This window comes from Roseiarcus sp. (genome assembly GCF_052145395.1).
In the GTDB taxonomy this organism is placed as follows: domain Bacteria; phylum Pseudomonadota; class Alphaproteobacteria; order Rhizobiales; family Beijerinckiaceae; genus Roseiarcus.
Map to the genome: position 1 here is coordinate 1 of NZ_JBKQOT010000239.1, position 9,285 is coordinate 9,285.

Annotated in this window: 13 protein-coding genes; 2 read left to right on the forward strand and 11 right to left on the reverse strand. The window is 63.3% G+C overall.

Annotated elements, in window-relative coordinates:
• Nucleotides 1-505 precede the first annotated feature (505 nt).
• From ACLP25_RS08185 to ACLP25_RS08215, 7 genes are all read right to left on the reverse strand, one after another.
• Nucleotides 506-1,339, reverse strand: a complete 834-nt coding sequence (locus tag ACLP25_RS08185) for an SDR family oxidoreductase (RefSeq protein ID WP_442468715.1) — start codon at nt 1,337-1,339, stop codon at nt 506-508.
• 48 nt (nt 1,340-1,387) lie between these two features.
• Entirely contained in the window at nt 1,388-1,837 is a 450-nt protein-coding gene (locus ACLP25_RS08190; protein WP_442468716.1) for a phasin family protein, read from the reverse strand.
• Nucleotides 1,838-1,916: 79 nt separating this feature from the next.
• Nucleotides 1,917-2,768: a poly(3-hydroxyalkanoate) depolymerase gene (gene phaZ, locus ACLP25_RS08195; RefSeq protein ID WP_442468717.1), complete on the reverse strand. Its 852-nt coding sequence runs from the start codon at nt 2,766-2,768 to the stop codon at nt 1,917-1,919.
• Nucleotides 2,758-4,461 carry an alpha/beta fold hydrolase gene (locus tag ACLP25_RS08200; protein WP_442468718.1) on the reverse strand — a complete coding sequence of 568 codons (1,704 nt, stop codon included), beginning with the start codon at nt 4,459-4,461 and terminating at the stop codon, nt 2,758-2,760. Before ACLP25_RS08200 ends, phaZ begins: the two co-directional genes overlap by 11 nt.
• On the reverse strand, nt 4,458-4,937 hold the full coding sequence (locus ACLP25_RS08205; protein ID WP_442468719.1) for a MaoC family dehydratase: 480 nt from the start codon (nt 4,935-4,937) through the stop codon (nt 4,458-4,460). Before ACLP25_RS08205 ends, ACLP25_RS08200 begins: the two co-directional genes overlap by 4 nt.
• Nucleotides 4,938-4,962: 25 nt before the next feature.
• On the reverse strand, nt 4,963-5,184 hold the full coding sequence (locus ACLP25_RS08210) for a hypothetical protein (protein WP_442468720.1): 222 nt from the start codon (nt 5,182-5,184) through the stop codon (nt 4,963-4,965).
• Nucleotides 5,185-5,903: 719 nt separating this feature from the next.
• Nucleotides 5,904-6,164, reverse strand: coding sequence for a DUF445 family protein (locus tag ACLP25_RS08215; RefSeq protein WP_442468726.1), 261 nt, complete (start codon nt 6,162-6,164; stop codon nt 5,904-5,906).
• Between ACLP25_RS08215 and ACLP25_RS08220 the strand changes: the two genes are divergently transcribed.
• The gene (locus ACLP25_RS08220; protein WP_442468727.1) at nt 6,063-6,278 is read left to right on the forward strand and encodes a hypothetical protein; all 216 of its coding nucleotides are present in this window, start codon (nt 6,063-6,065) and stop codon (nt 6,276-6,278) included. The genes ACLP25_RS08215 and ACLP25_RS08220 overlap by 102 nt on opposite strands.
• Nucleotides 6,279-6,493: 215 nt before the next feature.
• Here ACLP25_RS08220 and ACLP25_RS08225 read toward each other — a convergent pair whose 3' ends face one another.
• The 3 genes from ACLP25_RS08225 to ACLP25_RS08235 all read right to left on the reverse strand — a co-directional run bounded on the left by ACLP25_RS08225 (nt 6,494) and on the right by ACLP25_RS08235 (nt 8,086).
• On the reverse strand, nt 6,494-6,976 hold the full coding sequence (locus ACLP25_RS08225) for a hypothetical protein (RefSeq protein ID WP_442468721.1): 483 nt from the start codon (nt 6,974-6,976) through the stop codon (nt 6,494-6,496).
• Between the two features lie 625 nt (nt 6,977-7,601).
• Nucleotides 7,602-7,787 (reverse strand): hypothetical protein, encoded by a 186-nt coding sequence (locus ACLP25_RS08230; RefSeq protein WP_442468722.1) that lies wholly within the window; start codon nt 7,785-7,787, stop codon nt 7,602-7,604.
• Nucleotides 7,784-8,086 (reverse strand): hypothetical protein, encoded by a 303-nt coding sequence (locus ACLP25_RS08235; protein ID WP_442468723.1) that lies wholly within the window; start codon nt 8,084-8,086, stop codon nt 7,784-7,786. Before ACLP25_RS08235 ends, ACLP25_RS08230 begins: the two co-directional genes overlap by 4 nt.
• A gap of 54 nt (nt 8,087-8,140) precedes the next feature.
• On the opposite strand from ACLP25_RS08235, the gene ACLP25_RS08240 reads away from it, so the two are divergent.
• Nucleotides 8,141-8,710 carry a hypothetical protein gene (locus ACLP25_RS08240; RefSeq protein WP_442468724.1) on the forward strand — a complete coding sequence of 190 codons (570 nt, stop codon included), beginning with the start codon at nt 8,141-8,143 and terminating at the stop codon, nt 8,708-8,710.
• 201 nt (nt 8,711-8,911) lie between these two features.
• Here ACLP25_RS08240 and ACLP25_RS08245 read toward each other — a convergent pair.
• Nucleotides 8,912-9,285, reverse strand: a 374-nt coding sequence (locus ACLP25_RS08245) for a hypothetical protein (RefSeq protein WP_442468725.1), incomplete at its 5' end; no start/stop codon positions are given.

The following is a 9,285-nucleotide window of genomic DNA, read 5'->3' on the forward strand; positions in this document are numbered from 1 at the left end:
GTGCGAGAGGCTTCGAGGGTCTGGGCAGGAATACCCGTGCCGCTTGCGCGACATGGGCCAATTTACCGTGCGTGCTGCAAGCTCCGCTTGCGCGACAATTTGGGGTACGGACTGACCAGATGGGTCCGGTTAGCTGTCGGGGTGTAACCGCCAAACTAAGAGCGACCTCTCACTCGAAGTCTCCCGCACCGGCACTCTACCCCAAAGACAGCCGCAAGCGCCTCTCATCATTGGGGGCGACTGCCCGCCGTCATGATGGTTAGCTGTTGGTAAGCGCCTTGTCCTAGGGCTGCGAGCATCCAGCTTTGTGGATTGATTGGTTGTGAGGAGGCTTCGAGAGCGCGGCGCCAGCCCAGAAGCACGCGTTCCTGGTTGGTACCTAGTAAAGCGTTTCCAAAATTCGAATCGTATCCTGCCGATGGAACTCCAACATTTCGCACGCGAGGGGCCAAAGCCGCGAGCGTGAAGTTTCAAGGAATCGATGTACTAGTGTTTTGCCAGGGGACTAATCGACGCGCGCTTGTGCGGTCGCCTTTTGCGCGGCATCGATTTTTCCTGCCGCCTCAATCATCGGCTTGACGCTTTCCATGGCCCCGCCGCCGTCGCAGGGAATGACCGCGCCGGAAATGTAGCTGGCGTAAGGCGACGACAAGAACATCGCCAGCCACGCGATGTCTTCCCTGGAGCCCATCCGCCTCAACGGGATGGCTTCGAGCATGGCTTTCTCCGCCTCAGGGGTCGACAGCCGCCGCATTCCTTCCGTGCCGGCTATGGGGCCGGGGGAGATCGAATTCACGCGAACTCCGTCCACTCCCCACTCGAGCGCAAGGACCCGCGTCATCTGATCGACGCCGGCCTTCGCAGCGCACACGTGCGCTTGGTAGCGCATCGGCACGAAGGACTGTGGCGCCGTGATGTTGATGACGGACGCGCCGGGTTTCGTAAGGCGAGGGAACGTCGCGCGCATGACATGGAACGTGCCGATCAGATCGATGTCGACCACGGCGCGGAAACCGTTGGACGAGAGGTCGTTGGCGGCCGACAGGAAATTGCCGGCCGCCCCCGACACGAGAACGTCGATCGCTCCATGCCGAGCGCAGCCGGCCTGCAAGGCTCGGTCGACCGCCTCCATGTCGCGCACGTCGCCGGTCGCCCCGACGGGGTCACCGCCGTGGAGGCGAAGCGCGGCAACAGCGTTGTCGACGTTTTCCTGTTTTCGACTGACCACCGTGAGGTTGGCACCATGCTTGGCGAACGCCTCGGCAACGCCGAAATTGATGCCCGTGGTTCCGCCGAACACGAAAACATGTCTTCCGGCGAAGTCGATTGAAAGCGCCATTTTCGTCGCTCTTGATGTTACGCGTCCTTCACCGACGCGTTTGCAGCGTCAGGTCTTCGGTTTGTCGGACCCTCCGGCGTGACGGCTGACGCTGCGGCGGAGTTCCTCCAGGTTCGCCTTCATTCGCTCCTGGATGATTTTCACCGCCTCGGCGGTGGATTGCAGCGAGGCTTCGGCCGACTCACGAGCGCCCTGGACAGCGGTGTCAAAGACTTTCTTTGCGAACTCAGTCTGCTTGGCGAGGATTTCCTGCGGATTGCCGAGCGGCTTATAGCTGCGGGCAAGCGCCGTAGCTTCGCGCAGACCCGCTTCGAGCACCTCGCGCTGCTTCTGCGCCACGGTGCGCGCGCCGCCCACGCCGGCCTTCGCCGATTCTCCGAGCACTTCGATGTTCTTGCGATTGGTCTCGATCAATTTCTCGACATCGACTTGCGGAAGCCCGAAGTTGGTTCCGAACTTGCGTAGCATGTCGACATACGATTCGGTCTCTTTGTTCATTGTATCCTCCGTTTGTGAATTCGGCCCCCCTTCACTCCTTGCCTATCCCCGGCGGATCCTTCTGAGAAGGCCATCTCCCTCAGCGTTCATGGACCAAGAATCTCTCGATCCGTCGCGCCGTTTCCACGGGACGCGTCACGATAAAGAGATGTCCGTCATCGATGACCTCGAGGCGCGCGTTGGGGATCAAGCGCGCCAGGACATGGCCGTTGGCTAAAGGCACAAGCGGATCGTCGCGCCCCATGAGGATGAGAGTCGGCTGCCGGAGGCTCCTCAGCCAGGGGAGACTGGTCCACCCGACCATCGCCAGCAACTGATACACGTATCCTACGCTCGAGGCACCGAACATCCCCTCGACGTGCCGGCCGATCATCGACGGGTCGTTCTTGAACGAGCCGCCGTAAATCTCGGGCGCAATCTTCGTCATATGGGCTTTGTCCCAGTAGCGGCGCGGCGTCGCCATGCGCAACAACGCCCGTGGACGGCCCGGAATCATGATCGCGCCCGGCGACGTCGCAGCCAGCACCAGACGTCTGCACAATCGAGGATTTTGATGGGCGAATTCCTGCGCGATCCCGCCGCCCCAGGAAACGCCGGCGACGTCGATTTCCTGATGCCCAAGGTCGGCGACGAGGCGCGCGGCCAGGCGAGCGACGCCTGAGGGGCGGTAGGGCCGTCTCGGTGAGGAAGAGCCGCCGATTCCCGGCATGTCGAAAATGATCGCCTTCGTATCGCTGAGCGCTTCGAGAAACGGCTTCGCCAGCTCCCAGTTCGCGCCGATGCCGTTGAACAGGAGGAGGGGCGGGCGGGACTCGTCGCCGCGCTTCACGGCGACCATGAGCTGCTGGTCGCCCACCAGCGTCGTCCGCGCCTCGATGTCGCCCGATCTGCCGGCAGCTACGTCCATCCCGATGGCGGACCTATCGTTCAACGACATAGCTCCCGGGAGCCGGCATGAGAACGGGATGACGCTCGTCGCCCGCCGATTTCGGCGCCTCGATCTCATCGCCCGAACGACCGGCGAGCCAGTCGCGCCAATCGAGCCACCAGCTGCCTTGCCGCTTCTCCGCGCGCGACTGGAAGGCGTCCGGGTCGGCCGCGCTTGCGGGGCCGATCATATAGGACGCCTTCTTGTTGGTCGGCGGATTGAGAAGGCTCTGCAAGTGCCCGCTGTTCGAGAGCACGAAGGTCGCGTTGTCCCCGAGAATACGCGCGGTCTTGAAGACCGCTTTCCAGGGCGTGATGTGATCGGTGAGGCCGGCCACGACATAGGCGTCGACCTTGCCCCTTGCGCGACCCATGTCGACAGTCTGTCCGTTCAGGGTGAGCTTGCCGGCCTTGACGAAGGGATTAGTGAAATAAAGGTCGATAAAGTCGCCGTGGAGACGGGCCGGCAGCCGGGTCGTATCGGCGTTCCAGTAGAGGATGTCGAAGGCCGGCGGCGCGTTGCCGAGCAGGTAGTTGTTGACCCAGTAGTTCCAGATCAGGTCGTTCGGCCGCATCCAGGCGAACATGCGGGCCAGATCCTGCCCATCGAGAACGCCGCGCAATCGCGAGGCCTCTTTGGCCGCCCTCATCGTTTCGGGGGTGATCAGCGAACCAAATGCGCTTTCGTCGGCGCCTCCCGTGTCGAGCAGGCAGACGAAGAGAGCCAGGTTCTTGATTTTCGCCAAACCAAGCGTCGCCAGGTAAGCCGCGGAGGTGATTCCGCCAGAGCACGTTCCCAACATCGAGACTTCGTCGACGCCGGCGATCTCGCGAACCGCGTCGACGGCCTCGTCGAGCGCCGCGACATAGGTGTCGAGCCCCCAATCGCGGTTGGCGGCGGTCGGGTTGCGCCAGCTGACGCAGAAGGTCTGTATGCCGCTTTCGAGCATGAACCTGACGATGCTCTTGTCGGGCGACAAATCCATCGCATAGAACTTGTTGATCTGCGGCGGCGCCATCACAAGGGGCCGCCTCCAGACTTTGGGCGTCATCGGCGCATATTGAATGAGCTCGATGACGTCGTTGCGAAACACCACGGCACCCGGTGTGTTGGCGAGATTCTCGCCGACCTTGAAAGCGGACATGTCGACCTGCGAGGGCATCCCGCCGCTCTTGACCAGGTCCTCGAGATAATTCTTCAGCCCGCTAAGCAGGCTCTGGCCGCCTGAATCGATCAGCCTTTTCGCAGCGGCGGGGTTGGCGAGGAGGCTGTTGGTCGGCGCCAGGGCGTCGACCAGAATCGTCGTAAAAAGATGGGCTCGCTCCTTGTCGGCGTCGCTCAGGCTCGTCTTGCCGACGAAATCGTCAAGCGCCTCGCCCCAAGCGAGATAGGCTTTGAGCAGCCCGCTGTGCAGCGGGCTCGTCTTCCAGGCCGGGTCTCCGAATCTCTTGTCGCCGGATTGAGGCGCGCGTTCGGACTTGCCGCTCGCGATCCCGGTCAATTCGCCGATGAACGACAACCATTCGTCGGCCGCGACCAGCGGTTCGTTGATCATCCCCTTGAAGAAAGTCCCGGCGCTGTCGAGCAGATCCTTGCCGCGAAAGGCGACGAGGGGGTTGAGCGCCAAAGTATCGCGTGAGGCTCGCTCGGACATGCTGTCCGTCTTCTGCGCCTCGGAGGGGTTCTGGTTGCTCATGACTTCTGAGTCCCTTTGGCCGGAATGAGGAACGCCAAGGTCTCGGCGACCACGGCGGGCTTGTCCGATCCCTCGACCTCCAACGTGCTTTTGGCCTTCATGATCGCCTGTCCGCCGTCCTTCGGCTCGACGCCGGTGAGGACGACGCGCAGGCGCACCCGGGCGCCGGCCGGCACGGGAGCGAGAAAGCGCGCCTTGTCGACGCCGTAGTTGAGGCCGGCCGCCGCGTCCTTGGGGAGAACGCCGATCTCGAGGCTGAGAGGCGCGATCATGGCGAGCATCAAATAGCCATGCGCGACCGGCCCGCCGTACGGGCTTTCGCGCTTGGCCCGCTCGACGTCGACATGGATCCATTGATCATCCCCGGTGCATGCGGCGAAGGCATCGATGCGGGATTGGTCGATCGTGACCCAGTCCGATACGCCGAGCTCCTGGCCGATGCGCTCACTGAGCTGAGAAATCGTAAACTCGCCCACTTAAACCTCCTCGCCGCAATTCCAGCTATCTCGCGGGCCCGCCCGGAATGATCTCGAACGAGAATCTGTCGCGCGCCCAATAGTCCTCGATGACCGGCGCGACCTCGATCTCCATGAAGTCCCGCACCCGGCGCACCACGGCGCGTTCCTTCCCGTCCAGCAGCTCGGCGACGCGGTAAGAATCTCCGGCGACGGCCGGGCGCAGGGCAGTCTCGGCCTTCCGCGCGGAAGCGCCCTGCATCGCCACGGCCTTCCTCCCTTCGACATCAGCTCGTCGGCCGAGCCGTTCCTGATCCTGGCGCTCGACCACGGGTTCTGCGAAGCGGCGCCAACCTTACCACACTATTGTCCCATTGCGAATTTGCTCAAGGTCCGAAACAGCCAAAGTGAGTCTCGCCTGCAGGTGGACGGGAAGTCGCCAAGCGCGTTCCGCTCCGGCCGCCGCCCGCTCTCGCCGAAGATCCTGGTCTCGCGCGCCGATTGAAGCCACCGAGCTCCCACGCGAATGGACCCGCTAGCCGATGCGCAGCAGCAATTGCCCGAAATGAAGCAAGAGGCCGGCCAGGCCGCCAATCAAGGCGCCGTTGAAGCGAGTACTGCGGGTCCTTGCCGGCGTTGATCTCGATCAGGTTGATCAGCTCGCCCATGGCTCACGACTTTACCTGATCGGCTAATTTAGAAGGTCGACACTCCGCTCTTATGCTCGGCGATGAACCTGCTCGCCGCCATGACGCATCCTCGATTGATCTCGGCCAGCATTTCGGGATCTGCGGCGAGTTGGGCCCCCACCTCCCGCAACAGCTGTGCGAGCCGATGTTGGAGCGCAGGGGCCTCTCCCCCTGCGCTCGCCGCGAACAGGATGCTCGGGGCTGGTGAGGATCGAACGTGCGCAACACGCCCGCAGCGAGCTGGCTTCAAGTCGATCGATTGGAGCTCGGCGTTGCGCGCGACGGGCGAGAAAGGTCTTCAACCCGGAGCTCTCGGCCGCCTCGATCCCCTCGGGCAGGAGATTCCGCATGACGCGCCCGGGATCCGCACTGTGCTTTGGATCGTCGAGCCAGTCGCTGAATAACGAAGCGAAATCGGTCTCATTGAGCTTCGCTTCGACTGGCGCGCGTCGAGAAAATGCTCCTCGATGAACTCTCCGAGCTTGTCGGGAATGCGATGGTGATTGTCGGGGATGGTCGCGGTGTGCGGAATCGGCAGCCCAAGCCGCCGACAAAACAAGGCGACGACCGCGCACCAATCCGCGAGCCCGCAAATCGCCGCCACTTCGGCGAAGGCGGCCACAAAGCCGAACGCAGGATGCCCGATCTTTATGGCGCGGGCGACGACGAGTAGAGCCAAGGATCCGCAAAGCACCGCAAGCAGCGATCGTCTTGATGCGCCTCAATCGGCCATGCATTGGCATCGCTGGAAGTGCGAGGCAGCCTTGGGCTTCCGTTTGCGACCATGAAATCCGCGTCCCTTCGGGCGCCGCCGCTCGGCGACGAGGCCGACGATGGCGAAAAAGGCTCGCGGAAGCGAGCCTTCGCTTGCGCCAGGATTTCGATCGATCAGGCGGCCTTGGCTTTTTCCGGTTTCGGAAAGGCCTTAACCGGCGCGGGCTTTCTCCACTCCGAGGCCTTCACGTCCACGTAGTCCGCAATCGCCTTGATTCGGTTTCCAGCGGCTTCGCTGCGGGCGCGGAGGAAGTCCGCTTGAACGTGGACCGCTTCGGTCACCGACGTCGCTGACGAGAGCTTGCCGAGCCCGGCGAACCACGCCTCGGCTTCCTGGAACGCCGCCGCCCGGATGGCGCAGCGCGCCTTCGCGATGTCGCGATAGGCCCCGAGGACGGCGTTGTCCGCATTCGTGCTCGCCTTTTCCAGAGCCGCATTTCCCTCGGCCGCCCACTTCTCGCCGACCTCGCCTATCCGCTTCACAAAGTCGCGCGCCTTGGGAGCCTCGACGCTGAGAACGCCCTCTAGGGCGCCAGCGACTGGCGCAAGGGCCTCAAACGCCCCCGATTTGCTTTCGTCATGCGTGTCCGCGCTCATATTGCACTCCATTCTCCGGTTGATCTATGGGACCCAGTTCCAATGACCCTGGGACGGAGGCCTATATGGCGGGTGTGATTGTGCATCGCAATATTTATTGTGCAGTGCAATATCACATTTTCGTGATTGGTTGGGAATCTCGCGAGCCGCCGAGTGCGGGGGGGGGGCACTCATCTGGCTGACGCGCTGGCGGGGCCGAAACCTGCCGTGCTCAGGGTCGAGGCCAAGCCCAGCGCAGCCAGTTTTGAAGGGGTCGCCCCACAAAATCATGGCGTTAGACGACGAGGTCTTCACTACAGGCTGGTGACTGTGACCGCTATTCTGTTCGATGCCCGATCGCCAGCGTCCGAAGGTCAATTCCAGCTGTCGGTTGGCACTTAATTGGGGTCTGCTTCACTCTCGGTGCAAAGTGACGGCGACGACATGCCGTAACCGGCAGAGAACGCGAGACAATCCGCTCTGGTGGGGCTGCACAACTCAACATCATGACCGACGGGCGTGAAAATACCCGAACCAAGCTTCGCCTGCTCATCAGTGATCGGGAGCATGGTTGGTTCGTCTCCTTGAGGATCGGCCGGGCGTCATCTCCCGCGTCACCCTTCGCCCGCGGTCTTCCCAGTCGAGATCATGCGCGCAGCCGAGCGCCTTCGATCGCCGCCTCGTACGCCATCAGGGCGCCCTCGTCGCCGGCGGGCGCCACCATCGCGATAAGGTGTCGGACATACATGATGACAGCCAAGGCGTCAGTGCGTGACAGATAGTGCTCGCACACTTCGACGCCGTCGGCGGTCGGGTGAAGCTCCGACGTCATCCTGCGGCTGTCGGGGCGGGAGGGCGGATTCGATGGCTGACAGGTACAATGAGGGCAAGGCGCTCGATGCCGTTCTCCGGTTCATCGAAGCGCGCGATCATGCGCCTCGCAAGAACGATGGCCGGTCGCCCGACGAACTGAATGATCCGGACGAGCAGCGGAGAGTCGACTACGTTTGCACGATTGGCCAAACGCTCTATGCCTTCGAGCACACGAGCATCCAGCCCTTCCCCAACCAAATCGAGTTGGAGGTCCGAAGCCGGAGCCTCTTCGCCCCGATCATCGAGCGTTTCGATCATCGATCAGATCGGGAGTGGTGGGAACTTATCGTTCCCGTCGGCGCGCCCGCAGGGTTGACCGGGCGCAAAGTCGGAAAGGTGCAAGACGCCCTCATCAAATGGATCGAGGCGAACGCGGCGTGCGTTCCGGTCGCCCCGCTTGACTGGCGGTACCGCAACCTGCCTCTGGGTGAGTCCGCCGATGGTGTTCCGTTCCGTTTTTCTCTGCATAGGGCCTCGCTTGAAGGGCCCTATTTCCCAAGCGGCAGTCCCCTGTGCGGTCGGTTCACGATGAAAGGAGTTGCCCCTGCCAATCTCGAACAACAGCGCGCGGCGCGTCTCAAGACAGCGAGTGAGTGCAAGTCTCCGAAGCTCGCCAAGTGGAAGCGGGATTCGGGCGCGCGAACGGTCCTCGTCCTTGAGGAAGACGATCTGCAGCTGACCAATCATTTCCTCGTTGCCGACGCATTGGTTCCAGCGGAAGCGACCACGCCCGATGCGCCGGATGAGGTTTTTATGGTGAGCACCTGCATTGACCAAACATGGTGGGTGGTCTGCCTTCGTGGGCCGGGGCGGGTAGCTGGGGAGCCGATGCCGCACCGCGGGTTCGATCCAAAGGAGCTCACGAAACTCACGTCGCGGTGATTGGAGCTTGCCGCTTGCCGGCCCCAGGCGGCCCGCTGGCGCACTTTCTCCGCCGCCAGGCGGCCCCGGAGGCCGGGCGAAGGCTCAAGGCGGCTCAGCGGGCCGCCTGGCGGAACCTCCGGCCACTCATCGCACAGTCCACCCCAGTTTTATGTCTACATCGGCATGTAGACATAAGGCTTGTCGCCTACGGCGGCGCTCTCATCGCGCCCGGCGCTGAATGGTGGTCACGACTTCCGTCGTCCCGAGCCCTCGCTTGAGCAAGGTCTCCTTTGCGGACGCGCCGAGGGTGAGGATCTTCCGCGCCCTCGGCGGCTCCGGGGCGGGCTCTGGCGCGACCGGCGGCGCATGCTCGGGCTCGGGCAGGGGGGCCGGCGGCGGCGGTTTAGCTGCGGCGGCGCGCGCCTTGCGCTCGGGCTCTTGCGCCTTGCGGGCGGCGATCAGCGCAAGACGGGCCGTCGCCATCGCGCGCGCCTCGTTGTCAACGGTCAGTTCGCTCTCCGACCCGTCGAGGTTAATCCGCATCGCGTGAGCCAGAACCGCCCGGCAATAGGCCTCGCGCAGCACCCAGGGGC